This is a genomic window from Xenorhabdus lircayensis (assembly GCF_016306625.1).
Taxonomy (GTDB): Bacteria; Pseudomonadota; Gammaproteobacteria; order Enterobacterales; family Enterobacteriaceae; genus Xenorhabdus; species Xenorhabdus lircayensis.
On the sequence record NZ_JACOII010000028.1, the window covers coordinates 124,592 to 150,326 of the forward strand.

Annotated in this window: 26 protein-coding genes and 1 other annotated feature; of the genes, 18 read left to right on the top strand and 8 right to left on the bottom strand. The window is 41.7% G+C overall.

The window, feature by feature from the left end; genetic code table 11:
• Nucleotides 1-15: 15 nt before the first annotated feature.
• Both macB and macA read right to left on the bottom strand, forming a co-directional pair.
• Complete coding sequence (gene macB, locus H8A87_RS07355) at nt 16-1,956, bottom strand: macrolide ABC transporter ATP-binding protein/permease MacB (RefSeq protein ID WP_198689359.1); 1,941 nt, start codon at nt 1,954-1,956, stop codon at nt 16-18.
• Complete coding sequence (macA, locus tag H8A87_RS07360) at nt 1,956-3,074, bottom strand: macrolide transporter subunit MacA (protein ID WP_198689327.1); 1,119 nt, start codon at nt 3,072-3,074, stop codon at nt 1,956-1,958. The genes macB and macA overlap by 1 nt, the downstream gene beginning before the upstream one ends.
• 403 nt (nt 3,075-3,477) lie before the next feature.
• Here macA and H8A87_RS07365 point away from each other — a divergent pair, with 403 nt between their 5' ends.
• From H8A87_RS07365 to artM, 5 genes are all read left to right on the top strand, one after another.
• Nucleotides 3,478-4,380, top strand: a complete 903-nt coding sequence (locus H8A87_RS07365; protein WP_198689328.1) for a lysine exporter LysO family protein — start codon at nt 3,478-3,480, stop codon at nt 4,378-4,380.
• 226 nt (nt 4,381-4,606) lie between these two features.
• Nucleotides 4,607-5,335, top strand: a complete 729-nt coding sequence (gene artP / locus H8A87_RS07370) for an arginine ABC transporter ATP-binding protein ArtP (RefSeq protein WP_198689329.1) — start codon at nt 4,607-4,609, stop codon at nt 5,333-5,335.
• Between the two features lie 160 nt (nt 5,336-5,495).
• On the top strand, nt 5,496-6,233 hold the full coding sequence (gene artJ / locus H8A87_RS07375) for an arginine ABC transporter substrate-binding protein (RefSeq protein WP_198689330.1): 738 nt from the start codon (nt 5,496-5,498) through the stop codon (nt 6,231-6,233).
• Nucleotides 6,234-6,244: 11 nt separating this feature from the next.
• Complete coding sequence (gene artQ, locus H8A87_RS07380; protein ID WP_198689331.1) at nt 6,245-6,961, top strand: arginine ABC transporter permease ArtQ; 717 nt, start codon at nt 6,245-6,247, stop codon at nt 6,959-6,961.
• Nucleotides 6,961-7,629, top strand: a complete 669-nt coding sequence (gene artM, locus H8A87_RS07385) for an arginine ABC transporter permease ArtM (protein WP_198689332.1) — start codon at nt 6,961-6,963, stop codon at nt 7,627-7,629. Before artQ ends, artM begins: the two co-directional genes overlap by 1 nt.
• 92 nt (nt 7,630-7,721) lie before the next feature.
• Here the strand turns inward: artM and rlmC are convergent, their stop codons facing one another.
• The 3 genes from rlmC to H8A87_RS07400 form a co-directional block, all read right to left on the bottom strand.
• Entirely contained in the window at nt 7,722-8,855 is a 1,134-nt protein-coding gene (gene rlmC, locus H8A87_RS07390) for a 23S rRNA (uracil(747)-C(5))-methyltransferase RlmC (RefSeq protein ID WP_198689333.1), read from the bottom strand.
• Nucleotides 8,856-8,879: 24 nt separating this feature from the next.
• Nucleotides 8,880-9,389: a type III secretion system chaperone family protein gene (locus H8A87_RS07395; protein ID WP_198689334.1), complete on the bottom strand. Its 510-nt coding sequence runs from the start codon at nt 9,387-9,389 to the stop codon at nt 8,880-8,882.
• Between the two features lie 78 nt (nt 9,390-9,467).
• Nucleotides 9,468-9,785, bottom strand: coding sequence for a YbjC family protein (locus tag H8A87_RS07400; RefSeq protein ID WP_198689335.1), 318 nt, complete (start codon nt 9,783-9,785; stop codon nt 9,468-9,470).
• A 193-nt stretch (nt 9,786-9,978) separates the two neighbouring features.
• On the opposite strand from H8A87_RS07400, the gene H8A87_RS07405 reads away from it, so the two are divergent.
• The 3 genes from H8A87_RS07405 to H8A87_RS07415 all read left to right on the top strand — a co-directional run bounded on the left by H8A87_RS07405 (nt 9,979) and on the right by H8A87_RS07415 (nt 13,670).
• Nucleotides 9,979-10,242 carry a GrxA family glutaredoxin gene (locus H8A87_RS07405; protein ID WP_198689336.1) on the top strand — a complete coding sequence of 88 codons (264 nt, stop codon included), beginning with the start codon at nt 9,979-9,981 and terminating at the stop codon, nt 10,240-10,242.
• A 499-nt stretch (nt 10,243-10,741) separates the two neighbouring features.
• Nucleotides 10,742-11,350, top strand: coding sequence for an undecaprenyl-diphosphate phosphatase (gene ybjG / locus H8A87_RS07410; RefSeq protein ID WP_198689337.1), 609 nt, complete (start codon nt 10,742-10,744; stop codon nt 11,348-11,350).
• Nucleotides 11,351-12,365: 1,015 nt separating this feature from the next.
• Complete coding sequence (locus tag H8A87_RS07415) at nt 12,366-13,670, top strand: HAAAP family serine/threonine permease (RefSeq protein ID WP_198689338.1); 1,305 nt, start codon at nt 12,366-12,368, stop codon at nt 13,668-13,670.
• A gap of 119 nt (nt 13,671-13,789) precedes the next feature.
• On the opposite strand, the gene H8A87_RS07420 is transcribed toward H8A87_RS07415, so the two are convergent.
• Nucleotides 13,790-14,995 carry a serine hydrolase gene (locus H8A87_RS07420; RefSeq protein ID WP_408646877.1) on the bottom strand — a complete coding sequence of 402 codons (1,206 nt, stop codon included), beginning with the start codon at nt 14,993-14,995 and terminating at the stop codon, nt 13,790-13,792.
• Between the two features lie 185 nt (nt 14,996-15,180).
• On the opposite strand from H8A87_RS07420, the gene H8A87_RS07425 reads away from it, so the two are divergent.
• Nucleotides 15,181-15,801, top strand: coding sequence for a glutathione S-transferase family protein (locus H8A87_RS07425; protein WP_198689340.1), 621 nt, complete (start codon nt 15,181-15,183; stop codon nt 15,799-15,801).
• Between the two features lie 3 nt (nt 15,802-15,804).
• Here H8A87_RS07425 and H8A87_RS07430 read toward each other — a convergent pair whose 3' ends face one another.
• Nucleotides 15,805-16,635 (bottom strand): SDR family oxidoreductase, encoded by an 831-nt coding sequence (locus tag H8A87_RS07430; RefSeq protein WP_198689360.1) that lies wholly within the window; start codon nt 16,633-16,635, stop codon nt 15,805-15,807.
• A gap of 327 nt (nt 16,636-16,962) precedes the next feature.
• Between H8A87_RS07430 and hisL the strand changes: the two genes are divergently transcribed.
• From hisL to hisIE, 9 genes are all read left to right on the top strand, one after another.
• Complete coding sequence (gene hisL, locus H8A87_RS07435) at nt 16,963-17,010, top strand: his operon leader peptide (protein ID WP_113967449.1); 48 nt, start codon at nt 16,963-16,965, stop codon at nt 17,008-17,010.
• Nucleotides 16,986-17,108: a sequence feature (His leader region), on the top strand. It overlaps the preceding gene by 25 nt.
• A gap of 56 nt (nt 17,109-17,164) precedes the next feature.
• Entirely contained in the window at nt 17,165-18,064 is a 900-nt protein-coding gene (gene hisG / locus H8A87_RS07440; RefSeq protein WP_198689341.1) for an ATP phosphoribosyltransferase, read from the top strand.
• A gap of 2 nt (nt 18,065-18,066) precedes the next feature.
• On the top strand, nt 18,067-19,395 hold the full coding sequence (gene hisD, locus H8A87_RS07445; RefSeq protein ID WP_198689342.1) for a histidinol dehydrogenase: 1,329 nt from the start codon (nt 18,067-18,069) through the stop codon (nt 19,393-19,395).
• Nucleotides 19,396-19,404: 9 nt separating this feature from the next.
• The gene (gene hisC / locus H8A87_RS07450; protein ID WP_198689343.1) at nt 19,405-20,511 is read left to right on the top strand and encodes a histidinol-phosphate transaminase; all 1,107 of its coding nucleotides are present in this window, start codon (nt 19,405-19,407) and stop codon (nt 20,509-20,511) included.
• Nucleotides 20,508-21,575, top strand: a complete 1,068-nt coding sequence (hisB, locus tag H8A87_RS07455) for a bifunctional histidinol-phosphatase/imidazoleglycerol-phosphate dehydratase HisB (protein ID WP_198689344.1) — start codon at nt 20,508-20,510, stop codon at nt 21,573-21,575. The genes hisC and hisB overlap by 4 nt, the downstream gene beginning before the upstream one ends.
• A 24-nt stretch (nt 21,576-21,599) precedes the next feature.
• Nucleotides 21,600-22,190, top strand: a complete 591-nt coding sequence (hisH, locus tag H8A87_RS07460; protein WP_198689361.1) for an imidazole glycerol phosphate synthase subunit HisH — start codon at nt 21,600-21,602, stop codon at nt 22,188-22,190.
• 4 nt (nt 22,191-22,194) lie between these two features.
• Nucleotides 22,195-22,932, top strand: coding sequence for a 1-(5-phosphoribosyl)-5-[(5-phosphoribosylamino)methylideneamino]imidazole-4-carboxamide isomerase (gene hisA, locus H8A87_RS07465; protein WP_198689345.1), 738 nt, complete (start codon nt 22,195-22,197; stop codon nt 22,930-22,932).
• Nucleotides 22,914-23,690, top strand: coding sequence for an imidazole glycerol phosphate synthase subunit HisF (gene hisF / locus H8A87_RS07470; protein WP_198689346.1), 777 nt, complete (start codon nt 22,914-22,916; stop codon nt 23,688-23,690). Before hisA ends, hisF begins: the two co-directional genes overlap by 19 nt.
• Complete coding sequence (gene hisIE / locus H8A87_RS07475; RefSeq protein ID WP_198689347.1) at nt 23,684-24,319, top strand: bifunctional phosphoribosyl-AMP cyclohydrolase/phosphoribosyl-ATP diphosphatase HisIE; 636 nt, start codon at nt 23,684-23,686, stop codon at nt 24,317-24,319. The genes hisF and hisIE overlap by 7 nt, the downstream gene beginning before the upstream one ends.
• Before the next feature lie 383 nt (nt 24,320-24,702).
• On the opposite strand, the gene H8A87_RS07480 is transcribed toward hisIE, so the two are convergent.
• Nucleotides 24,703-25,617, bottom strand: coding sequence for a YopJ family acetyltransferase (locus H8A87_RS07480; protein WP_198689348.1), 915 nt, complete (start codon nt 25,615-25,617; stop codon nt 24,703-24,705).
• Nucleotides 25,618-25,735: the final 118 nt, after the last annotated feature.

Consider the following 25,735-nt stretch of genomic DNA (forward strand, 5'->3'; position numbering starts at 1 on the left):
AACTTTCACTCATCACTATTCTCTGGCAAGCGCCTCTATAGGATCGAGATGGGCAGCGTTTCGTGCTGGCAGGAAACCAAAGATCATGCCAATTGCCGTTGAACAACCAAAGGCGATAATAAATGCACTGGGGTTATAAACGAAGTCCCATCTCGGCAACATCCACTGAGCAATCAAAGACAAGCTGTATGACAGAGTTATCCCCAATCCTCCCCCTATCAAACAGACCAATACGGCTTCGATAAGAAATTGCTGCATAATGTCACTGGTTCTGGCGCCAACTGCCATACGAATACCAATCTCTCGGGTACGTTCTGTGACTGATACTAGCATGATATTCATTACGCCAATCCCCCCAACAATCAAGGATATTACCGCCACCAGCGTTAAGAATATTTGCAGAGTCCGTGTTGTTTTATCCATTGCTTCAATTGTTTTGTTCGCATTGTAGGTATGAAAGTCTTTTTTACCATGACGGAATGTCAACAGCCGATTAAGTTTTTCTTCCACCTCATTGGCTGAATAACCATCTTTCACTCTGACCACAATCGAATCCAAGTAGCTCTGGTTTATCACACGACTATTCATCGTGCTGTAAGGCAACCAAATTTGTAATGAACTACTACTATAAAAACTTTGTCCTCTGGCAATTACCCCAATCACTGTCAAGGGCATATTTGCCAGAAGTAACTCTTTACCTATTACATCATTCTGGTAAGGAAAGAATTTTTTACGTGTATTCTCATCAATGATAACTACTTGGGCCTGACGATGAATCATTTCGGGAGTAAAAGGCATGCCTTGGGCAAACTTCATGGCATATACCTGAAAAAAATCATTTCCTACACCATATATCTGTGCATTAGCATCAATACTACCTTGACGCACGCGTTCACTTTTCATGAGTTCAGGTGAAACGGCCTGAATATAGTGCTGGGATTTTATTGCGGGGAGATCGGCAAGTTTTAGTGCCTGCATATCCAAAGCATCATCACTGCCAAAATCGGTTCCTGGGTAAATCGTGATGGAGTTGGTTTCAATGGCTTTAATGTGTGATAACACCATCGATTTTGCTGCATCACCAATCACTAAAATTGTTACGACAGAAGCAATACCAATAATGATGCCAAGCATCGTCAGCAAGGTACGCAATTTATTGACAGTCATGGCACGCCACGCCATCAACAATGCTTCATTAAAACGTCCCCAGATTTGTTGAACTGAAGAAGTTTTTGCATCCACAGGCAAAAAGTGAGTCGATGTTTGATATTCAGAAGAGCGTGAGTCACTCATGATACACCCATCTTTAATTTCAATGACTCTTTGGGCCTGCGCCGCAATGTTCGGATCATGAGTAACAATAACGACCGTATGCCCTTGTCGGCAAAGCTGTTTCAAGATATCCATCATTTCCTGACCGGAAACACTGTCCAGTGCTCCCGTCGGTTCATCAGCAAGAATGACTTGACCACCATTCATAAGTGCTCTGGCAATACTGACCCGCTGTTGCTGCCCCCCTGAAAGCTGACTTGGCCGATAATTAATGCGATTTTCCAATCCAAGGCTCTTGAGCAACTCAATGGCTCGATCACGACGTTGTATTTTGGAAGTACCAGAATAAATTGCCGGAATTTCAACATTCTGTTCGGCTGTCAGATGAGTCAGTAAATGATAGCGCTGAAAAATAAACCCAAAGTTTTCCCTACGTAACTCCGCCAACTGATCGCTACTCAAATCAGCGATATTTCTCCCGGCAACCCAATATTCTCCACTGCTGGGTTTATCCAGACAACCGAGTATATTCATCAGAGTAGACTTACCTGAACCAGAAACGCCAACAATCGCCACCATTTCGCCAGCCTGAATAGATAATGAGATATTATCCAAGGCATTAACTTGCTCTTCTCCGGCAAAGTAGCTACGACTGACCCCTTTCAGTTCTAGTAACGTCCTCATCATGATTCCTTTGCGCTACTATCGCTGCGACTGGTGATCACAAGTTCGTTTTCTTTCAATCCCGAGATAACCTGCACGTTAACGTTATTAAAAGCACCTATCGCAATTTTGCGTTTTTCTTCTTTGCCATTATGCAGGACACTAACTTCGTATTGAGTGGAAGATATCTGTTTTTCCAAGGCTGAAATTGGAATCATCAATACATTGTGCAACGACTGAAGTTCTATTTTAATTTGAGCAGTCATTTGCAAACGTAAAATATGTTCAGGGTTAGGTACTTCAAAGCGGGCGTAATAGAAGATGGCATTATTCAAAACTTGTGGGGTTGGCAGAATATCTTTTAAAACACCATAAAACTGTTTTTCAGGAGCCCCTAAAATGGTAAAAGATACGTTTTGCCCAGGTTTCAGATTGATGATATCCGCTTCTGATATTTCTGCATTAACAATCATGGTATCGAGATTTGCGAGTGTCAGGATAGTTGGTGCCTGTTGTGCCGCAATTACGGTTTGTCCCTGAAATGTTTTGATGTCTGTCACAATACCCCCTATTGGGGCGGTAATACTGGTATATTGAAAATTCGTTCTGGCGGTATCAAGTTTGGCCTTACTTTGCTTAATTTGAGCCATTAGATCATCAATTCTGGCGGCCTTAGATTGCATATCTGTTATGCTTGCATCCAATTCTTGATGAGACGTTGCATTTAATTTAAACAAACGCTTCAGGCGGCTCACTTTAAGTTGAGCAAGTTTCAGCTCTGATTGTGCCCCACGGAGATTAGCCTCCAGTGATTTGACGGTTTCCTGCATTTCTGACACTGCATTTTTCGCTGTCTGCGGATCAATCATCGCCAGTAATTGACCTTTTTTAACCTTATCCCCCAATTTCACATAGAGCTCTTTCAACTGACCACTAACCTGAGCACCTACATCAACTTTACTGACCGCATCCAGCTTACCTATCGCCAGAACACTTTTTTCGAAGTTACCCTTCATAACTGTATTAGTCTGATATGTGACAGGCTTCGGCAGGTAAAAGAAATAGCTCAATACACCTACAATGGCTATGACGATAAGCCCTACAGTAATCCAACGATACTTGGTATAAAAAAGATTCATCAACAAATACCCACCATTAGAAAATACCATCTAATCATTTCAGTTTACTGTAGACGACATCAACGAATCCTATCAACGAGATATTTCTGATAAGAAAAATGTCTAATTTATCCTCTTCTTGTCTAAACACACTCACTCTATTAGAGAATTAAAAATGCGTTGAGTTTCAGTATGTTTCCCTTTATCCTATTTGTTGTCTTAGTGTAAATATTTTGTTTCTATGTATTTATTAGCCTTTACGACTGGTTTAAGTTATTAGAACTAAATAACTTTCCAAAATAGCGCTACACCTCATGCACTCATAATTACATGTATAACAATGAGTTGAAAGAGTCTATGTGTAGCATAATTATGAATTGTTATTTAGACAAAAGATGTTTCTTATTGGATCAGGATGTGGATCATGTATTCAGGATTGTTAATTATTCTCCTGCCTTTAATTCTAGGCTACCTTATTCATTTGAATAATAAATCGATGCTGGTCTTAGTTCACCAGCTACTCAATGTCATGGTTTATATCATTCTCATTCTGATGGGCATTAGCCTTGCCATGCTAGAAAACTTGAGCGGTAATTTACTTTCTATTCTTCTGTATGCGACGACGTTTTTCCTATGCACCTTTATCATTAATATGCTAGCGCTTTTCCTCGTGGATAAACGAGATCCGTGGATTATTAATGCACATAAACAGGAAAAGCCGCCTTCTCGATTACACATGGCGTTAGATTCCATCAAATTATGTGGCGCATTAGTATTGGGATTTCTTATTGGGTTAACAGGCTGGTCATGGTTCCACTTTTCCGACCATGCCAGTAAAATTACCCTGATTCTTTTACTATTTCTGGTTGGGGTTCAACTGCGCAATAACGGTATGAGCTTAAAACAAACGCTGTTGAATCGACGCGGCACGATTATCGCTGTAGTGGTTGCCATTAGTTCCCTGCTAGGCGGTGTACTGGCTGCATTTTTGCTGGGATTACCGACCAAAACGGGTCTTGCCATTGCATCTGGGTATGGTTGGTACTCCCTTTCCGGCATTTTAATTTCCGACGCTTATGGGCCAGTTCTTGGTAGTACAGCGTTTTTCAATGACTTAGCTCGCGAACTGGCATCCATTATGCTCATCCCTATGCTAATTAATCGCTATCGCTCAACTGCATTAGGTTTAACAGGAGCGGCTTCAATCGACTTTACCTTACCGATCTTACAACGCTGTGGTGGTGTAGGTATCGTACCTGCTGCCATCGTTCATGGTTTTATATTGAGCCTAATGACCCCTTTATTCATCGCATTTTTTACCCCATAAGGAGCAATCTTAGTTTGGCTTACAAGCTGACTAAAAAAACTTTTTCGGTATAAATATAAATCTATTTTTCCGAGAGAAGAACAAAAAACGATCTAAAAAAATACCAGCTAGATGATTAGATAATTCAATTATTTGATGAAAATAACAATTTTATGCAGATATTATTGCATAGTTATGTTCATGAGATTAATATCCCATCAAACCATTAACTATTCATATTTTTCGCATGAGCATTCAATTAAAAAACATAAATTGTTTCTATGGTACACATCAGGCTCTGTTCGATATCAATTTTGAATGTACATCGGGAGAAACTGTGGTATTGCTAGGCCCCAGTGGTGCTGGCAAAAGTTCTTTGCTACGTGTATTGAATCTGCTGGAGATGCCTCGCTCTGGGCAACTCAATGTGGCAACTCATCAATTTGATTTCAAACAACAACCTAATCACAAAGAGATCCTGGCATTGCGGCAAAAAGTTGGCATGGTTTTTCAACAATACAATCTATGGCCACATTTAACCGTCATGGATAATTTGATTGAAGCACCTTGTCGAGTATTAAAGCAGTCTAAACAGCAAGCACGGGAAAAAGCGGCAAAACTGCTCTCCCGTCTCCGTTTGGATGAATTTTCCGACCGTTTTCCACTGCATCTTTCTGGTGGACAGCAACAGCGTGTCGCCATTGCTCGGGCGTTGATGATGGAACCCAAAATTCTGTTGTTTGATGAACCCACGGCTGCACTTGATCCCGAAATCACCTCTCAAGTTGTTGATATTATCAAAGAGCTGGCAGAAACCGGTATCACCCAAGTTATTGTGACTCATGAAGTGGAACTGGCTCGTAAAACAGCGAGTCAGGTTGTATATATGGAACAAGGAAACATTATCGAAAATGGTGATGCAACTCATTTTATGCGGCCTCAAACAGAAGCCTTTGCTCATTATTTATCACACTGATATACCACACTGAATCTGTTATACCCGATGGGTTTCAAGTTGCTGCACAACCAACAAGGTCGCAACTTAAAAGATGAAAGTTATATATCGATAATCGAGCAGAAAACAAACATCAACGACAGTTATCAACCACAACGTTCATGAACGACAGGATATGGCTATGAGAAAATTATTGTTTGCAGTCTTGTTGAGTGCAATGACCTTATCAGCAACCGCAGCAGAGAAAGCAACCCTCCGTTTTGCAACAGAAGCAACTTATCCTCCATTTGAATTTATTGATGAAAACAATAAAATTCAGGGATTCGATGTCGATTTGGCAAATGCCATATGTGCAAAACTCAACACAGAGTGCACATTCACCAATCAGGCTTTCGATAGCCTCATTCCCAGCCTGAAATTTCGCCGCTTTGATGTGCTTATGGCAGGTATCGATATTACGCCAGATCGCCAGAAGCAAGTTGATTTCACCCATATTTATTATGATAACTCGGCCATTTTCATTGCTATCAAAGGGAAATCCACCCACATTGCCGACCTGAAAGGTAAACAAGTAGGGATCCAAAACGGCACCACACACCAGAAGTACTTGATGGAACAGCATAAAGATATCAAGACCGTGCCTTATGATAGCTACCAGAATGCAATCCTTGATCTGAAAAATGGCCGTATTGATGCCATATTTGGTGATACCGCGGTCGTCAATGAATGGCTGAAAAAGAATAAAGAATTAGGCACTGTTGGTGATAAAGTGACAGACAAAAATTACTTTGGTACAGGTTTAGGGATTGCAGTTCGTAAAGGCAATGCAGAATTGCTAAACAAACTGAACAAAGCACTGGCTGAAATTAAACAAGATGGTTCTTATGACATCATCTATAAAAAATGGTTTGAACAATAAACTGAACCCTAATGAGTGAACTTCAATCGTTAATCAGCGCCGCCGGTATTACCGTAGGCCTTGCCATTTCCTCGCTTATGATTGGCTTAGTTCTAGCCATGCTTTTTGCTGCATGGGAATCCGTTCGCTGGAAGCCTATCGCATTCTTAGGCTTTTGTTGGGTTACATTGATCCGGGGATTACCTGAAATTTTAGTGGTTCTCTTCATCTATTTCGGAAGTTCACAGCTTCTAATAACACTGTCAGAGGGTTTTGAAGTCAATCTTATTGTCTGGCAGTTTAAAGTGCAGATGGAAATTGACAATTTTGATGTCAGCCCTTTCCTTTGTGGTGTTATCGCCCTTTCGCTGCTTTATTCCGCTTATGCTTCACAAACACTGCGGGGAGCATTGAAAGCAGTCCCTGTGGGGCAGTGGGAAGCAGGTCAAGTATTGGGGTTGAGTCAAAGTCGAATATTTTTTCGCCTGATTATGCCGCAAATGTGGCGTCATGCCCTGCCTGGGCTAGGTAACCAGTGGTTGGTTCTACTAAAAGATACTGCTTTGGTTTCACTGATCAGTGTTAATGATTTGATGTTACAAACAAAAAGTATCGCGACCCGCACACAGGAGCCATTCACATGGTATGCAATTGTCGCTGCTATCTATCTGGTAATTACACTAGTAAGCCAATTTATCCTCAGACGGCTTGAAATACGCACCACCCATTTTGAACGGAGTGCTTCATAATGTTTGCGTATATCAAGGAAATTTTACCGGGCCTGCAAACCAGTCTCAGTTTGACTTTCACGGCACTACTGGCTGCATTTTTGCTGTCTGTTATCTTAACTATGATTCTGGCAATGAAATTGCCAGTGCTTTCCCAATTAGTAAAAGGCTATCTCACGTTATTTACCGGAACCCCTCTCCTCGTCCAGTTTTTTTTGATTTACTACGGGCCGGGGCAGTTTCCATTGATAAAAGAGTATCCGTGGTTATGGCAACTTATGTCAGAACCGTGGCTATGTGCAATGATCACTCTGGCATTGAATAGTGCAGCCTATTCAACCCAGCTGTTTTATGGGGCTGTTAAAGCGATTCCAGCGGGGCAATGGCAATCTTGTCAGGCTCTTGGGATGTCCAAAGCACATTCTATGCGCATTCTGCTACCTTATGCTTTTAAGCGAGCGCTCTCTTCCTATTCCAATGAAGTCGTGCTGATTTTCAAGAGTACTTCACTTGCCAGTACGATCACCTTATTGGATATCATGGGGTACAGTCAGCTTCAATTCGGACGTAGTTATGATGTAACCGTATTCGTTGCCGCAGGTATCATTTACCTTTGCATAAACGGTCTTTTGACACTCTTGATGCGCATGCTAGAACAACGGGCCTTATCATTTGAGCATCGCAATTAATCACATTTTATATTCAATTGCTTGACATGTATTTTGCTTACTCCCGAGATAACCATGAGTTATCACAGGAGTAAGCACATAAAATCAAATAGTTAATTTACATCAAGAACTAACAATACTAATGTTTCATAATGTTCAGTATGCGGGAACATATCGAATAACTGTACTTTTTCTATTCGATATTGTTTGAACATAGCTATATCTTTCGCCATCGTCTGAGCATTACAACTTGAATAGAGAACAAACTTAGGAGCCATCCGACTAAGATATTCACAGAGCTCTTTGCCAATACCTCTGCGAGGAGGATTTACCAGTACTAACTCAGGTATTTGTGCTTTATCAAGGGCAAAATGGGTAGAATCCAGAGCCTGAAATTCCACATGTTCCAATCCAAGACTTTTAGCTGAATTTTTAGCGCAATTAATAGCTTCAGCACTGATCTCAATCCCCATCAACTTGGTCTCTTTATCTGCACAGTGCAGACCAAAGCCACCAGCACCACAAAACAGATCCCACATATTGCTGATATTCAATTCCCTGACCCAACGCCCCGCTGTAGCGTACAGCTCTGAGGCAATATCTGGATTTGTCTGGAAAAAACTGCGCGGACGAATATACAACGGGATACCGTTAAAGGTTTCCTTCAACATCTGGTGTTCAGTGAAAATGATCTCCTTTTCACCTTCCAGAATCGCCATATGAGTCGGTTGGATATTCGCAGAAATCACTGTTAATTGCGGCAATTGCTCCTGCAACCAAGGCAAAGCTCGCTCTAACTGAGCCAATTTTGCTTCTGAACGCAGAACAAAGCGCAACATCATTTCACCATTGGCACGACTTTCTGTCAGAAGAATATATTTCAATTCTCCTTTTTTGCGTTCAACGCTATACGGAACTAGCCCAGCTTTAGCGATAAATATTTTTATTACTTCAAATACTGGCTGGAAATATTGCGGATACAAAGGGCAATCACAAAGATCTACCGTTCTGCCATCACGATGCAACATGCCAAGTAATGGGCGTTCAACGCTACCACTTACTACCATTTTGGCTTTATTACGAAATTCACTCGTCTTGCTGGTAACTGGCGACAGCCAGTGTATTACTGATGTTTCCTGTAAAAGTTGCTTTAAATGTTGTTGTTTATCTGATAATTGCTGTGAATAGGACTTATCGAGCCACTGGCAGGAGTGACAATGCCCGGCGGTATACTGCACACATTGCATTGTAAAAAACCGTATCAAAAAATATTAGTGCAAAGTAAAAGTTGATGTTTCCGTCGAGGTCAATGATTCTTCATCTTCTACTTCCATCTCACTTTCCATATCATTATTAACATAGAGAAGATTATTGCTGTGAATTTCAAAAATCACATTAGCAATTTGTTCTTCACCCTGCTGCATAAAATTGGAAAACTGCGTGAAAGTCATGCCTACAGCGATAGGAAATGCCTGACAAACAATCAACTTAGGTAAATTTTCGTCCTGAACATCAAGAAATGCCTTAACAGTAAGGGAGCTGGCATTAATTTGGCTCAAATTGGCAACCAATGGAATGATCGCAGTTGGTCTGACTTCTGCCAGAGCAGAAAACAATACGACATTACCCAACAGATCGATCTTGGCATCAAACAGGCCATCGATATTCTGCATATGAGGCAAATGCAAGACTGAGCTTGAATCATCCTCAAAATAAGAGATTTTGAGCCGTTCAAGCCACGTGCGCAATATTGACAAATTGGGAATAACCATAGAATCCATCGAATTAACCTCATATGACCAAGATGTTACACATGCTACACTGGGAAATTTCCTACTGAGTAGCAGCATGACCAATAATTAACCTATTTTATTTTTTTCAGTATCAGAGACAACCTGATGACTTTTATCCGCTTTCTTATGATCAATTCCCAAAAAGGAAAGATGATAGACCGCATGCCAGATAATATGGATAGCTGCTGGTATCAAACAACCGATACCCAATAAGATCATAGCAATGTGCGCTTCTGTCGTCATTAATAAAGGTGATAGAATTATGCTATCAGTTATCGACAAATACGCCAGAACTAATAGCCCCATTCCTAACACTTCCAATAAAATGATCAACTTGGGCATATCAGCCAATGAGCGCATCTCTTTTGATGAGTTTGTTTTCATTCTTGATCTGCCTTTCCCGTCTGAAAAATAGACTTCGTCACTTATAGTAAGACTATCATACCTGAATCCCACCTATTGGCAGGACTAATTACAATAAAAGGCAATTCCTTCTTTTTTTTGCCAACACTTACAGGCATAGTAACCCCAGATGGCAATCTATGAAGTTCATGATCATTACCACTAAGGAGTTTGTATGTACACTGTCATTTTTGGCCGCCCTGGTTGCCCATACTGTGTTCGCGCCAAAGAACTAGCTGAAAAATTAAAAACAGAGCGCGACGACTTTGATTATCGCTACGTGGATATCTGGGCTGAAAACATCACTAAAGACGACTTATCAAAAACTGTGGGTAAACCCGTTGAGACAGTTCCTCAGATCTTCATTGATGAAAAACATATCGGTGGCTGCACTGATTTTGAAGCTTACTCTAAAGAAAATCTGGAACTATACAAATAGTCAAACAATAAATAGCCAGAAAAAACTTGTCAAAAAAGCCACTATCCAGCCAGAAACATTCATTCTACTGGATAGAGGTAATCTTAGCCGTACTGACCAACCTCAAATTTCACTCCACAAAAAAAATTTTGCGATTTTTTTCTCAATGATGAGAACTTTCACACCATAGTGCAGTCTTAATTACTGCCACTGCTTTTCTTTGATGTCCCCATTTTGAGGAGCCCGATAGTCATCCACTTTGGTTAAAGACTATCGGGTTTTTTGTTGTTCACAATGTCATCTACGATCTAGAGACTATCTTTTACGATCTAGAGGCTATCTTTCGTTACTATCATCGAGATATTATCTACTCATGCAACATCAACAATCGTTAAATAAAATCATGAATTAAATCAATCTCTTTCTACGACTCTGCATTATAGAATTACTCATTTTAACAATGAGTTGATAAAATAGATTTATCATATTTTACGTAAATGACGCGCTTGTGAGGCTTACTTTGCTAGAACAACTTAACCACAATTTGTTTACTTTTATCAATGCAACTCCAGATTCATCACCAGCAGTGATCTTAATCGCAGTCTTTATCGCGAAATATTTCGTATTTATTTATCCCATCACATTAGCCTTTTGCTGGCTTTGGGGAAAAGAAGGCACCGTCACACATCAACGCATTGTCGTCAGTAAATCCTGTATTGCTTTCACTTTTGGAATGGCTACATCATATATCATTGGAACACTTGTTCCGCATGCCCGACCATTTGTTGAAGGGTTTGGCTATAATTTCCTTGATCACGCGCCTACAGAGTCTTTCCCCAGTAACCACGGTACAGCAGTATTTACTTTCGCATTGGCATTTATCTTCTGGCACCGAATTTGGTCAGGTTTATGTCTGATGGCCATCGCTTGCGCCATTGCTTGGTCTCGTGTCTATGTAGGTGTTCACTGGCCGCTTGATATGGTTGGTGCGTTTTTAGTAAGCCTGTTGGGATGTGCTTTTTCCCAAATATTTTGGAACCTGTATGGTAAGTGCTTACAAAACAAACTTACTCGTCTTTACCAATTCTGCTGTGCATTTTTGATCCGGAGAGGATGGGTAAGAAATTAATCAAATCCAAATAGTTAACTTCATTTTTCAAGCTAGTGCTTAGAAAATGAAGATATAGTTATATTGCTGGAAATTCACGCTGACAATGAATTTCCAGTGAATATTCCCATTTTGGTTCCTAAGTCTTAAATTCAATTGAATTTACCTTAAGTCATATAACCTTAATAAATTGAAGGTGTTATTTTGTGCGAATTATTTTTTTAACATTTATTTTACTCTATGTAGATAGCTTAAATAGCAGAAAAAAATCCTTCGTTGTATTTAACAATACATTACTATGAAATGATTACTCTTTCTTCACAAATACTAAGTTAATGAATATGCCTTATAAACAATAATTGTTTGAGATTAAATTATTCATTAATGAATGATCAATAAAAAACATAATTTCATTCAAGTAAAACATGCCATGAAAGACAAAAATTATCAGTTAATTATCTTTTACAATCAATTATTTAATTGAAAATCATTCACATATCAGGTTATATAAAAATAAAAAATTGACATTTATCATTATATCTAAAGTCTTATCAGTTCCAAACAAGTCGAAATGTTAACATGTAAATAATTATGAGTATAAATATAAATAGGCACGAGAATTTAAAATAAAAATAATGATATATCCTTAAGCTATCTTCTCATTCTATTTTATTTAATATTTAATCAACATTTTTATAAAGATTTATAACAAATTACTATTTCTATATAAATCTTGCAATTGCGAGAGTGATCACGGTACATTTCACTGAAAATAACTATATTCCCCCTATCAAAAGTCTGGAGTTAAGTTTTTTGATTTAGATATCAAAATACAGTACAGAAGAGTTGCAACTCCTTTGTTTTAAATGAACATATTTTGACCAAATTATTAATGTAGTAATAAAAATGTTTAGATAACCATCAAAGCAATATCTGACAACTTATTATTCATATAAAAATCCAACTCGCGCATTTATTAATGGGCGAGTTTAGCAGTTTTTAAATTTTACTTTACCGCGTTATTTCGGAGATATTTATGGACACATCTCAATCAGGTTCAATCGCATCCTCTGCTTCCGACAAGAGCGATCACACTACCTGGCGTAAATCAGACACTGTATGGATGTTGGGATTATATGGCACAGCCATTGGTGCTGGTGTTCTGTTTCTTCCCATCAATGCCGGTATTGGTGGTTTAATTCCACTCATTATCATGGCAATACTCGCTCTTCCCATGACATTTTTTGCTCACCGCGGAATGTGTCGCTTTGTTTTATCTGGCAAAAACAGCGGTGAAGATATCACCGGCGTGGTAGAAGAACATTTTGGTAAAGTTGCAGGTTTTCTGATCACCATCCTCTACTTCTTTGCAATTTACCCTATCCTACTGGTTTACAGCGTTGCACTGACCAACACGGTAGAGAGCTTTATCGTGCACCAGCTACAAATACATGCGCCACCACGTGCACTGCTGGCACTAGTATTGCTTCTCGGCGTGATGAGCATTATCCGCTTCGGTGAGAAAACTATCGTTAAGGCCATGAGCGTACTGGTATTCCCGTTTGTCACCGTTTTGATGCTGTTGGCTGTATATTTGATTCCTCACTGGAACACCGCTATTTTTGATACCCTGTCATTGGACAGCGCCATGTCTTCTACAAGTAATCATGGCCTGCTGTTCACTCTGTGGCTGGCAATTCCTGTCATGGTTTTCTCTTTCAACCACTCCCCAATCATCTCTGCATTTGCAGTGGCAAAACGTGAAGAGTACGGTGAACATGCAGAGAAAAAATGTTCACGCATCCTGGCCTATGCTCACATCATGATGGTGCTGACAGTAATGTTCTTTGTCTTCAGTTGCGTACTGAGCTTATCACCTGAAAATCTGGCAGAAGCAAAAGCGCAGAACATTACCATTCTATCCTATCTGGCTAACCACTTCCGTGTGCCAATGATTGAGTACATTGCTCCACTCATCGCTTTCATTGCAATTACCAAATCTTTCCTTGGTCACTATCTGGGTGCACGTGAAGGTTTCAACGGTATTGTGAACAAGGCACTGAGCACTCAAGGCAAAACTATTCAGCATAAAACGCTGAATCGTATCACTAGCCTCTTTATGTTAGTGAGCGCTTGGATCGTAGCTACACTTAATCCAAGTATTCTGGATATCATCCAGTCACTGGGTGGGCCAATCATTGCCATGATCCTGTTCATCATGCCAATGTACGCCATTCATAAAGTTCCAGTTATGCGCAAATATGCAGGAAAACCAAGTAATATCTTTGTTATTGTAACAGGCTCAATTGCCATTTCTGCGGCAATTTACTCAGTCATGTAACCAACGTTAAGTTAAGAAGTTGCTGCCTGTGGCAAAAAAGTGCCAGTCACCAAAAAGTTGACTGGCACTTTTCCATTTATATGTCGTTATATGGGCATCTTCCGCCTTCTAAACTCCCACTAACCAAAAATCGAGCTAAACCAACCATTCACAGTTTTTACAACGAGATCCCACATACGTCCAAAGAAACCACTCTCCTCTACAGCTTCTTTAACTACCAACGGGCGCTGGTCAATAACTTTATCATTCAGCATAAAATTCACGGTGCCCACCACTTGGTTTTTCACCAGTGGCGCTTCAAGAGAAGTTTGATCCAATGTAAAACTGGCTTTTAAATTACCCGCCTGCCCACGAAGAACTATCACCGAGGCGTCTTTTTCAACCCCCAAAGCCACTTCTGAACGAGTTCCGTACCATACTTTTTCTGTCACCAGCGTATCACTGGCCTTCAGTGGCATAGCTGATTCATAAAAACGAAATCCCCATGACAAAAGCTTTTCGCTATCAGAAAAACGCACCCGATCACTAGGGGCACCCAATACCACCGAAATCAGGCGCATTGGCCCTTCCGTTGCCGATGAAACAAGGTTATAGCCGGCACCACTCGTGTGTCCGGTTTTTACACCATCCACATTCATGTTTTTATTCCACAATAAACGATTACGGTTAGGCTGGCGGATATTGTTAAAAGTGAATTCTTTCTCTTTATTCAGAGCATATTCCTCCGGCACATCACGGATCATGGCCTGACTCAAAAGTGCCATGTCATGGGCTGTACTATATTGCCCCGCCGCATCCAAACCATGCACTGTCTTGAAATGGGTGTTCGTTAACTCCAGTGTTTGAGAGTATTTATTCATCAAATCAACGAAAGTGTCCTGACTGCCTGCCACATAATCCGCAAGAGCAATACTGGCGTCATTGCCGGATTGGATGACAATACCGCGGTTCAGATCAATAACCTTAACTCTGTCACCTGGTTTCAAAAACATCAGGGATGATCCTTTAAGCACCGGATTACCCGTTGCCCAAGCATCTTCGCCGATGGTTACCATATCTTCTATGGAAATTTTCCCTGACTTGATCGCCTGTCCAACCACATAGCTGGTCATTATCTTTGTTAAGCTCGCTGGGTCTAGCCGCTCATCAGCATTATTTGAGGCCAGAATTTTCCCGCTAGCATAATCCATTAATACATAGGCTTTCGCATCAATTTCTGGTGCTGCGGGTTCATCCATTGCATATACATTGGCACTTGCCAGCCAAAAAACACTCAAACCAACAGCAAAAAATTTTATTACCGGTGTCTGTCGTCTTTTTTTCATCATCGCTCACCCTTTTTCTTTACTACCCAACTTTGTATCGACAAAGTAAACATAAAAACCCTATTAATATAGGATGCTATAAGAGAAGACTCCAACCCCAATAACGTAAAGTTTTTCCTGTTATTCATCTGATTTTATTGTCATATTATCGATAACTTAGTGTGACCTGATATAAGGAGAAAATAATGCTGACGGTCTGGGGTCGTAAAAACTCATCAAACGTAAAAAAAGTTCTTTGGTGCCTGGAAGAACTAAACGTGCCATATCAACAAGTTGATATCGGTGGAAAATTCGGCAAACTCAACGAGCCTGAATACCTGCGCATGAATCCCAATGCGGTTATTCCTTGTTTGCAGGAAGATGATTTTATCTTATGGGAATCAAACGCGATTGTGCGCTACATTGCAGCGAAATTTGGCAAAGATAGCCTTTATCCAGCCGATCTTCAAGAAAGAGCCAGCGTTGAAAAGTGGATGGATTGGGTAGGCTGCAATCTATTTCCTCCCATCAAAAAATTCATGATCAGTTTTATCCGAACGCCAGAAAATCAACGTGATCCGAAAATCATCACCCAAACTTTAGCAGAAATTGAAAAGTTGCTAAAAATTGTCGATGAGGCACTCAGTAACCAACAATATCTCTCCGGTAACAAATTAGGTATGGCCGATATCGCCCTAGCTCCACTGGCTTATCTGTGGTTAAACACAGAGATAGAGCGCCCATCTCTGCCAAATCTAGAACGCTGGTATCAATTGCTGACCGAAAGACCTGCTTTTAAAAAGATTGTTATGATCGAAATAAATTGATTATTAGCTCATTGGCATTCTGTCGGGATCTGGGAACTGATACTCAAATCCTAGTTCCCGACAAATACGGCTACCATCGACCACTTTACTTTCAATTTCCTTATTTTCTGACTGTAAAAATACTGGCGGAATCAAATCAAGTTGACGGCTAACCAACGGATAAAATTCTGATCTTTTCGGGTGTATTGGCGCACACAGATTATAGATATGTCCGCCTTCCAGCTGCTGGATAAGGAGTTTAATAGCAGAAATGACATCATCCTGATGAACCAGATTGACTGCATTTTCTCCTCCGCCAATTGCCTTTCGCCCAGCGAGAAAACGCCCCGCATGACGCCCATGTCCTACCAAGCCAGCCAGACGTAATATATCGATCGATGTATTGGGTAGCTGATGCAGCCAATTTTCCAACTCGGCTAATGCCTTTGCTGATTGTGTTTCAGGATATAATGGCTCATCTTCATTGAGATAACCAACAGACGAGCCATAAACTGAAGTTGAGCTGGTGAAAATAATTCGTGGAACCGAATACGAAAGCGCAGTATCAACAATCTGTTGTACCGCTTTAACATATCCTTCCCCACCACCAGCAACACCACTAACGGGCAGAGCCAAAACCAGTACATCAACGAGCATCAGTTGCTCAAGATCATCCGTATTGCAAATAACCTCAGAGCCTAAATACAGGCGGTAACAATCCACACCACACATACATGCGGCCTCAACGCCATCCGGTGTTGTTTTACTGCCAACTACCCGCATACCACTACTTTGTAGTGCTTGCGCCAAGGGCATTCCTAACCAGCCCAATCCGATAATGGAAATTTTTCTCACCATGGCTCTCCCCAAGACCGACATAATTTTGATTATTAGGCTAATATGTGACCATAACTAACATTACCTGTATATTTCCCTAATGACAACCACACACTTTTACTATTAAAAACAATAAATTAATACAATATAAATATCTTTTTAAAAAAAAAGTTTGCTTTCCATACATAAAATCGTATAGGTTAAACAACAAGCAACCAATCCTTAAGTAGTCGCGAATATATAACGTTAAGTAAAGTCGTCATTAAGCACAATATATCCATACCCTTTATAAAAATAGCACTGAACGTCGCATCAAACTCAGATAAATTAGAGAGCTTGCATATTATGAACCGTATTCAATTTAACCATCACCACCACCATCATCCTGACTAGTCTTTCAGGCTGCTGTGTGCTGGAAGACATTTAGCCCGTCTTCCGGTGGAATGAATACGATAAAAACCCTCGGAAGATTTTTCCGAGGGTTTTTTTATTTCTGATTTATACGATTTAAACACTGACTGAATATTGATATAGGGTAAAACACAACATGCTAGATAAAACTCGCTTACGGATAGCCATTCAGAAATCAGGCCGCCTTAGTGATGATTCCAGAACATTGCTGGCCCGCTGCGGTATCAAAATCAATTTGCAGCAACAACGCTTAATTGCATTTGCAGAAAATATGCCCATCGACATCCTGCGTGTCCGCGATGATGATATTCCTGGTCTTGTTATGGATGGTGTTGTCGATTTAGGGATTATCGGTGAAAACGTCCTTGAAGAAGAATTATTGACACGTCGGGCACAAGGAGAAGATCCTCGTTATTCGACATTGCGCCGTCTCGATTTTGGCGAATGCCGCCTTTCCCTCGCAACACCCTTTGATTGCGATTATACGGGGGCGGAATACCTGCAAGATTCCCGTATCGCCACATCGTACCCGCATTTATTGAAACGTTATTTAGATCAAAAAGGCATCCGTTTCAAATCCTGCCTTCTCAATGGTTCAGTCGAAGTTGCTCCCCGTGCAGGGCTGGCTGATGCCATCTGTGATTTAGTCTCAACTGGCGCCACACTGGAAGCTAATGGTTTACGGGAAGTTGAAGTCATTTATCGCTCAAAAGCCTGTCTAATCCAACGTGATGGAGAGATGCCACAAACAAAACAACAGCTAATCGACAAACTGATGATCCGCATCCAAGGTGTTATTCAGGCAAGAGAATCCAAGTACATCATGCTACATGCCCCCAGTGACAAACTGGAAGAGATCATTTCCCTTCTGCCGGGGGCTGAACGACCCACTATTTTGCCACTGGCTGGCGCGCAAAATCGCGTAGCTATGCACATGGTCAGTAGTGAAACGTTGTTCTGGGAAACAATGGAAAAACTCAAAACCCTAGGTGCCAGCTCGATTCTGGTTCTGCCAATTGAAAAAATGATGGAGTAACCTTGATGAACACTAATTTTAAAACCATCATTCGCTGGCAAGAATGTACACCAGAGCAACAAAAAATTTTGCTGACACGCCCTTCTGTCGCCGCATCCGACGATATTTCATACACAGTTAAACAAATTCTGGAAACGGTCAAAGCGCGTGGCGATCAAGCATTGCAGGAATTCAGCCAACGCTTCGACAAAACAACGGTTGAAACTATCCAAGTTTCTGCAAATGAAGTAGATGCAGCGATCGGCCGCCTGACACCAGAGATTAAGCAAGCCATACAGCAAGCCATGAACAATATCCGCAAATTCCACGAGGCACAAAAACCAGCAGATATTGAAGTTGAAACACTACCGGGCGTTCTTTGCCAGCAAGTAACGCGCCCAATAGATTCCGTTGGACTCTATATTCCCGGCGGTTCAGCTCCCCTGCCTTCGACGGTATTAATGCTGGGCATACCCGCCAGTATTGCGGGATGCCGTAAAGCCACATTATGTTCTCCGCCACCCATTGCCGATGAAATCCTCTATGCTGCACAGCTCTGCGGAATCAGCGAAATATTCCAAATTGGTGGAGCACAAGCCATTGCTGCAATGGCATTCGGAACAGAATCTGTTCCCAAAGTGGACAAAATTTTCGGCCCCGGCAACGCATGGGTTACTGAAGCCAAACGACAGGTGAGCCAGCTTATTGACGGTGCCGCGATCGATATGCCCGCAGGCCCATCGGAGGTATTGGTCATCGCTGATCGCGGAGCTAATCCCGTATTTACGGCTGCGGATCTACTTTCTCAGGCGGAACACGGCCCCGATTCCCAAGTTGTACTGGTGACACCCGATGAAACTTTTGCCGAACAAGTCATCCGTGAAATTGAAATCCAGCTCGCGGTATTACCACGCCAACAGATCGCAATCCAAGCCTTGCAATCTAGCCGGATCATTATTACTGAAGATCTCGTTCAATGCGTGGCAATCAGCAACCAATACGGCCCAGAACATTTGATCATTCAAACCCGCCAGCCTGAACAATTAGTGGAACAAATTACCAGCGCCGGCTCTATTTTCCTCGGTGACTGGTCGCCGGAATCCGCAGGAGATTATGCTTCTGGCACTAATCACGTTTTACCGACCTATGGCTATACTTCAACCTATTCCAGCCTCGGTCTGGCAGATTTCCTGAAAAGAATGACCGTTCAGCGGCTCACGCCACAAGGATTAAGAAACCTCGCTCCAACTATCGAAACACTGGCACAGGCAGAACAGCTAATTGCGCACAAAAATGCCGTTACATTACGCATGGCCGCCCTGAATAACGCAGATTTGGAATCACAAAACTAAGGATCAATCATGAGTACGGTTTTTGATATCAATTCACTGGCAAGAGAAAATATTCGTAAATTAATCCCTTATATGTCTGCCCGTCGTCTGGGCGGTAATGGTGATATTTGGTTAAATGCGAATGAATACCCCATCGCACCCGATTTCCAACTTACCGAAAACACGCTCAATCGCTATCCTGAATGTCAGCCAGCAACGGTTATTCAACGTTATGCAAATTATGCTGGCCTTAAACCGGAGCAAGTCCTTGTCAGCCGCGGTGCCGATGAATCTATCGAGCTGTTGACCCGCGTTTTTTGCGAGCCGGGGCGCGATGCTGTCCTGTTTTGTCCGCCAACCTATGGCATGTACAGCGTTAGCGCGGAAACCTTCGGCATAGAGCAAAAAAAACTCCCTGCTGGCACTAACTGGCAGCCAGATATTACAGCCATCGAAAATAATCTGGATCATGTCAAGTTGATCTATATCTGTAGCCCTAATAATCCGACTGGCAACCTGATTGATCCCACAACATTACGCCAGATCCTTGAACTCTCCCGCAACCGTGCCATTGTTGCCATTGATGAAGCCTACATCGAATTTTGTCCGCAACATACTAGCACCCGTTGGCTGCAAGACTATCCTCACTTGGTAATTTTGCGAACCCTCTCGAAAGCTTTTGCACTGGCGGGATTGCGTTGTGGATTTACGTTGGCTTCTGCCGATATCATCGCGCTAATGCTAAAAGTGATTGCCCCTTATCCACTTGCCACGCCTGTTGCAGATATTGCTGCACAAGCGCTGACGGAAACGGGTATTCGCACCATGAGAAATCGCGTAGCAGAAATCGTCAGTAATCGGAGTTATCTTCAACAAGAACTCAATAAACTGACATTGGTTGAAAACGTGTTTCCAAGCGAAACCAACTATATTTTGGTGAAATTCACTGATGCCGAAATCGTATTCAAGACGCTCTGGGAGCAAGGGATCATCTTGCGTGATCAGAGAAAACAATTGGGATTAGAGAATTGCCTACGCATCACCGTTGGTAGCCAAAATGAATGTGAACAGTTGGTCAGTGCCATCAATGCGCTTTCCAGCCAAACTCAACAAATCAAGGAAACTGAGCATCCATGAGCCAGAAACTGCTTTTTATTGACCGCGATGGAACATTGATCACAGAACCACCTAACGATTATCAAGTCGATCGCCTTGATAAACTGGCCTTTGAAGCTGGTGTGATCTCAGCCCTGCTATCCCTGCAAAAAGCAGGTTACAAGCTGGTCATGGTCACTAATCAGGATGGATTGGGTACAGACAGTTTTCCACAAACTGATTTTGAGCCACCACACACGCTGATGATGCAGATCTTCACCTCACAAGGCATCCATTTTGAAGAAGTGCTGATCTGCCCGCACAAACCCGCAGAGAACTGCCACTGCCGTAAACCAAAACTTGGCTTAGTAGAGAAATATCTGACAGAAGATGCGATTGATAAACAAAATAGTTATGTCATCGGTGATCGGGAAACTGACCTGCAATTAGCCCAACACATGGGAATTAAAGGCATTCGCTATCAACCCGAATCACTGGGCTGGTCAACCATTTGTGAAAAACTGCTCGATAAAGATCGCCATGCTCATGTTGAACGAAAGACCAAAGAAACTACCATCGATATTCATATTTGGCTGGATCGCGAAGGTGAAAGTCGTATCAATACAGGCGTAGGATTCTTTGATCATATGTTGGATCAAATCGCGACTCACGGCGGCTTCCGCATGAATATACAAGTCAAAGGCGATCTCTATATTGACGATCATCACACCGTTGAAGATACCGGGCTGACATTGGGTGAAGCATTGAAACAAGCACTGGGGGATAAACGCGGCATTGCCCGGTTTGGCTTCATGCTGCCAATGGATGAATGCCTTGCTCGCTGTACCTTAGATATCTCCGGTCGTCCACACCTTGAATATAAAGCCGAGTTTAAACATCAACGAGTCGGGGATTTAAGCACTGAGATGATCGAACACTTCTTCCGTTCTCTTTCTTATACGATGGGATGCACCTTACACCTGAAAACCAAAGGAAAGAATGACCACCATCGGGCAGAAAGCCTGTTCAAAGTCTTTGGCCGGACATTGCGGCAAGCCATTCGTGTAGAAGGCGATACCTTACCCAGTTCCAAGGGTGTTTTATAAGGAAATGTTATAAAGGAAGCGATGATGAACGTTGTTATTCTGGATACAGGCTGTGCCAACCTTGCTTCTGTTGCCTATGCCATCCGCCGATTAGGTTATGATCCGATTGTCAGTTTAGATGCGGAGATTGTGCGATCAGCCGATAAATTATTTCTGCCGGGAGTGGGAACAGCTACCGCTGCGATGGAACAACTCAAACAACGCCAATTAATTCCATTGATTAGCTCACTCTCCCAACCCGTATTGGGCATTTGCCTCGGCATGCAATTATTGGCCACCGTCAGTATGGAGGGCGATGACGTCCCCCTGCTTAAGTTAATTGACGCATCTGTCGAAAAAATGGCAACCGCAGGTCTGCCATTGCCACATATGGGCTGGAACCAAGTGAAGACGCAAGGAGAGCATCCCCTGTTTCGTCATATTACAGATAATACCCGTTTCTATTTTGTTCATAGCTATGCGCTGCCTGTTGGTGAATATACGATTGCCCAAACGGAATACGGCAATTCATTTAGCAGCGCCATTGCAAAAGATAATTTCTTTGGTGTGCAATTCCATCCTGAACGTTCAGGTGCAGCAGGCGCACAATTACTGAAAAACTTTTTGGAGATGTAAGCGCATGATTATACCTGCATTAGATTTAATCGATGGCAACGTAGTGCGTTTGCATCAGGGAGATTACGACCAACGCCGGGATTATGGTAATTCTCCACTCTCTCGTTTACAACAATACCAACAGGAAGGAGCCAAATTGCTACATTTGGTGGATCTGACCGGTGCAAAAAATCCCGCCAAGCGTCAGATTGCACTCCTGAAAGAACTACTGGCGGGTGTAACTGTTCCCGTTCAAGTCGGCGGAGGCATTCGTTCAGAGAATGATGTCAAAGCACTTCTTGAGGCAGGAGCAAGCCGGGTGGTGATTGGCTCCACCGCAATTACACAGCCTGAATTGGTCAAGCAGTGGTTTCAACGTTACGGAGCAGAAGCGATTGTATTGGCACTGGATATCCGCATCAATGCAGATGGAATTAAACAAGTCGCCATCAGTGGCTGGCAGGAAAACAGCAATACCACCCTTGAATATGTCATTGAGCAATATCTTCCTGTTGGGCTAATACATGTGTTATGTACCGATATTTCCCGTGATGGCACATTAAGTGGCTCCAATATTGCGCTCTATCAGGAAATCAGCCAACAATATCCACAAATCCAGTTTCAAGCCTCTGGCGGCATTGGCAACCTCGCCGATATTTCTCTTTTGCCTGCGTCTGGCGTGGGGGGTGTTATTGTCGGGCGCGCGTTGCTTGAAGGTAAATTTACACTGACGGAGGCTATCCAATGTTGGCAAAACGCATAATTCCATGCCTTGATGTCCGTGATGGGCAAGTCGTCAAAGGAATACAATTCCGCAATCACGAAATTATTGGTGATATCGTACCCCTTGCACAACGCTATGCTCAAGAGGGAGCCGATGAGCTGGTGTTTTACGATATTACTGCCTCTTCTGACGGTCGCGTGGTAGATAAAAGCTGGGTGGCAAAAGTTGCTGAGGTAATCGATATCCCTTTCTGCGTTGCAGGTGGCATTAAAACCGTCGAAGAAGCGGGGCAAATTTTATCGTTCGGGGCAGATAAAATTTCCATTAATTCCCCAGCCCTCGCTGATCCGGATTTGATTAGCCGTCTGGCTGATCGCTACGGTGTCCAGTGTGTCGTTGTAGGTATTGATACGTGGTTCGATGAAAAGAGTCACAGCTATCAGGTTTACCAATTCACGGGAGATGAAAAACGAACGACCGCGACACGTTGGCAAACACTGGATTGGGTCAAAGAAGTACAACAACACGGTGCCGGTGAGATCGTTCTGAATATGATGAATCAAGATGGTGTCCGTAACGGCTATGACCTCACTCAACTGAAATTGGTGCGCGATATCTGTTCTGTGCCGCTGGTCGCTTCTGGTGGTGCTGGAGCACCAGAGCATTTTCTGGATGCGTTTAAACTCGCAAACGTTGATGGTGCTTTAGCAGCCTCCGTGTTTCACAAACAAATCATCAATATCGGTGAACTCAAACAATATCTGGCTACACAGAGTATCGAGGTTAGAACATGTTGACAGCACGGCAATTAACAACTCAAGAAATCGAGAAACTGGATTGGAAAAAAGTGGATAACCTGATGCCCGTCATCGTCCAACATGCTATCTCCGGCACAGTGTTGATGATGGGCTACATGAATCAGGAGGCGCTGAATGTAACGTTCAATTCTGGCAAAGTGACCTTTTTTTCCCGTACCAAACAGCGGTTATGGACAAAAGGCGAAAGCTCCGGTCACTTTCTGAATCTGGTGGATATCTATCCCGATTGTGACAACGATACCCTGCTCGCCCTCGTGAATCCTATTGGCCCAACCTGCCATAAAGGCACCGAGAGCTGTTTTGGTTCCGCACAAACTGATTGGGGTTTTCTTTATCAATTGGAACAACTGCTGGCAAGCCGAAAAAATGCCTCACCGGACAGTTCCTATACCGCCCGCTTATACGCCAGTGGAACAAAACGCATTGCCCAGAAAGTGGGTGAAGAAGGTGTGGAAACGGCGTTGGCTGCCACAGTAAATGATAGAGAAGAGTTGACCAATGAAGCCGCAGATTTGCTTTATCACCTGCTGGTTTTGCTGCAAGATCAGGATTTAGACTTCAGCGCTATCATCCAACAATTACGTGAACGGCACTCAACCAAAGAATAGTTTTAGACGCAAGCATTGGAGCTTTAAGACATTGAAATTTTGTACTACGAGAAGTCAGTGTAGAGAACATATTCTTACACATTTGTAGCTCAAGAAACCAAAGCTATATGGTTATATACACTACGTATGCAGCCAGTATTTTTCTGTACTCAGAAGGCAAACGATATGGCACAACTCATTCAATCATCCGGTATTTATAAAGACGTAGATCTGTCGTTCACATCAAATGGTGAAACTATAAGTGTCCGACGAGGTAAACAACCTAATCTGACAGTCAAAAAAATAATGACTGACTGTCGCTAACTCGAAAAGGACAAAACAGAGTTAGAATTAATCGTCTAACTCTGTTGGTTGAAATCTCATTAAAAAATAGCTTTTTGATATCATAAATCATATTTTTTAATATAAAGAAGTAATTTCTCTAGCTCACGTTTTCTCTTCAGAAAAATTGAATTACAGTACTCTCGCTCCTCTATCTCCATTACATTTTTAATACACCTTCCTTTTACTCTAAAGCGATTATGTCGCATCAATAAAGTCTCATTCATTTTATTAACAAAACATTTTTTCTTATCTAAATCACCCAAAATTTTTTTATCAAGTTCTACCGAAAGATACTCATCTATTCTTTTTGTTGATTGGCAGTGCTTCATAAATAAAGGAAGTAAATATCTATCTACCCACTCAGGTTTGATAACTGATTTAAACTCATCATGAACTTCAAACTCATTTTTGAGATTTTTCTGGTGTAGACATAACATTCTTTCCTGCTCTTTGAACATTTTCTTTGCTAAGATAAAGCTATATATAATACATTCACTAAAACTGTATTGTTGATTACTGGAAATAATGTGCAATGATATAGGAACAGTTACTGCCTTAAAATCAAGTTCTTCACAAAACCTTGCTATTTCCCGAGCGCCTACATCATTGATAGAATTTGCTGATTCAATTCCTAGAATAGAAATCCCCATATCCTTAATGTATCGACAATCAAAAGCAATAGCATGATCAGAGTTTTTATCTTTAAAAACAATTAACCTTATAGATGGATTATTAACATTAACTTCAGTTCTTATATGATCAGGTAATAAATTAATATCATAAATAATAGATAAATTTAACCCTGGTTTTTCATTGTTCTCCATAGAGACCAAATGAGGAAGAAAATAGTTTTTATCATAGTCAATAGCATAATTAGGCATCATTTGTATATTTGCATTCAATGCTGATTCAACTCCTGATATATATTCAGAAAGATAACTCTCCATCCAACCTTTACGTATTTCTTTTGGCATAATAATCTCCAGATTTAATGGGCCATACCCAATTAACTTGAAAACAAATTCCAAAACCGTTCAATCAGATTTTATATCTATTTAAACCACACACTTCAGGTGCCCCATTTAAAACCAT

Bases quoted from the DNA above. Each gene is read 5' to 3' on its own strand.
- hisH (WP_198689361.1), top strand. From the start codon at position 21,600: ATGAACGTTGTTATTCTGGATACAGGCTGTGCCAACCTTGCTTCTGTT.
- macB (WP_198689359.1), bottom strand. From the start codon at position 1,956: ATGAGGACGTTACTAGAACTGAAAGGGGTCAGTCGTAGCTACTTTGCC.
- artM (WP_198689332.1), top strand. From the start codon at position 6,961: ATGTTTGCGTATATCAAGGAAATTTTACCGGGCCTGCAAACCAGTCTC.
- artQ (WP_198689331.1), top strand. From the start codon at position 6,245: ATGAGTGAACTTCAATCGTTAATCAGCGCCGCCGGTATTACCGTAGGC.
- hisC (WP_198689343.1), top strand. From the start codon at position 19,405: ATGAGTACGGTTTTTGATATCAATTCACTGGCAAGAGAAAATATTCGT.
- H8A87_RS07415 (WP_198689338.1), top strand. From the start codon at position 12,366: ATGGACACATCTCAATCAGGTTCAATCGCATCCTCTGCTTCCGACAAG.
- H8A87_RS07425 (WP_198689340.1), top strand. From the start codon at position 15,181: ATGCTGACGGTCTGGGGTCGTAAAAACTCATCAAACGTAAAAAAAGTT.
- H8A87_RS07405 (WP_198689336.1), top strand. From the start codon at position 9,979: ATGTACACTGTCATTTTTGGCCGCCCTGGTTGCCCATACTGTGTTCGC.
- H8A87_RS07400 (WP_198689335.1), bottom strand. From the start codon at position 9,785: ATGAAAACAAACTCATCAAAAGAGATGCGCTCATTGGCTGATATGCCC.
- hisG (WP_198689341.1), top strand. From the start codon at position 17,165: ATGCTAGATAAAACTCGCTTACGGATAGCCATTCAGAAATCAGGCCGC.
- hisF (WP_198689346.1), top strand. From the start codon at position 22,914: ATGTTGGCAAAACGCATAATTCCATGCCTTGATGTCCGTGATGGGCAA.
- artJ (WP_198689330.1), top strand. From the start codon at position 5,496: ATGAGAAAATTATTGTTTGCAGTCTTGTTGAGTGCAATGACCTTATCA.
- H8A87_RS07480 (WP_198689348.1), bottom strand. From the start codon at position 25,617: ATGCCAAAAGAAATACGTAAAGGTTGGATGGAGAGTTATCTTTCTGAA.
- H8A87_RS07365 (WP_198689328.1), top strand. From the start codon at position 3,478: ATGTATTCAGGATTGTTAATTATTCTCCTGCCTTTAATTCTAGGCTAC.
- hisA (WP_198689345.1), top strand. From the start codon at position 22,195: ATGATTATACCTGCATTAGATTTAATCGATGGCAACGTAGTGCGTTTG.
- rlmC (WP_198689333.1), bottom strand. From the start codon at position 8,855: ATGCAATGTGTGCAGTATACCGCCGGGCATTGTCACTCCTGCCAGTGG.
- hisB (WP_198689344.1), top strand. From the start codon at position 20,508: ATGAGCCAGAAACTGCTTTTTATTGACCGCGATGGAACATTGATCACA.
- artP (WP_198689329.1), top strand. From the start codon at position 4,607: ATGAGCATTCAATTAAAAAACATAAATTGTTTCTATGGTACACATCAG.
- macA (WP_198689327.1), bottom strand. From the start codon at position 3,074: ATGAATCTTTTTTATACCAAGTATCGTTGGATTACTGTAGGGCTTATC.
- hisIE (WP_198689347.1), top strand. From the start codon at position 23,684: ATGTTGACAGCACGGCAATTAACAACTCAAGAAATCGAGAAACTGGAT.
- H8A87_RS07395 (WP_198689334.1), bottom strand. From the start codon at position 9,389: ATGGATTCTATGGTTATTCCCAATTTGTCAATATTGCGCACGTGGCTT.
- H8A87_RS07420 (WP_408646877.1), bottom strand. From the start codon at position 14,995: ATGAAAAAAAGACGACAGACACCGGTAATAAAATTTTTTGCTGTTGGT.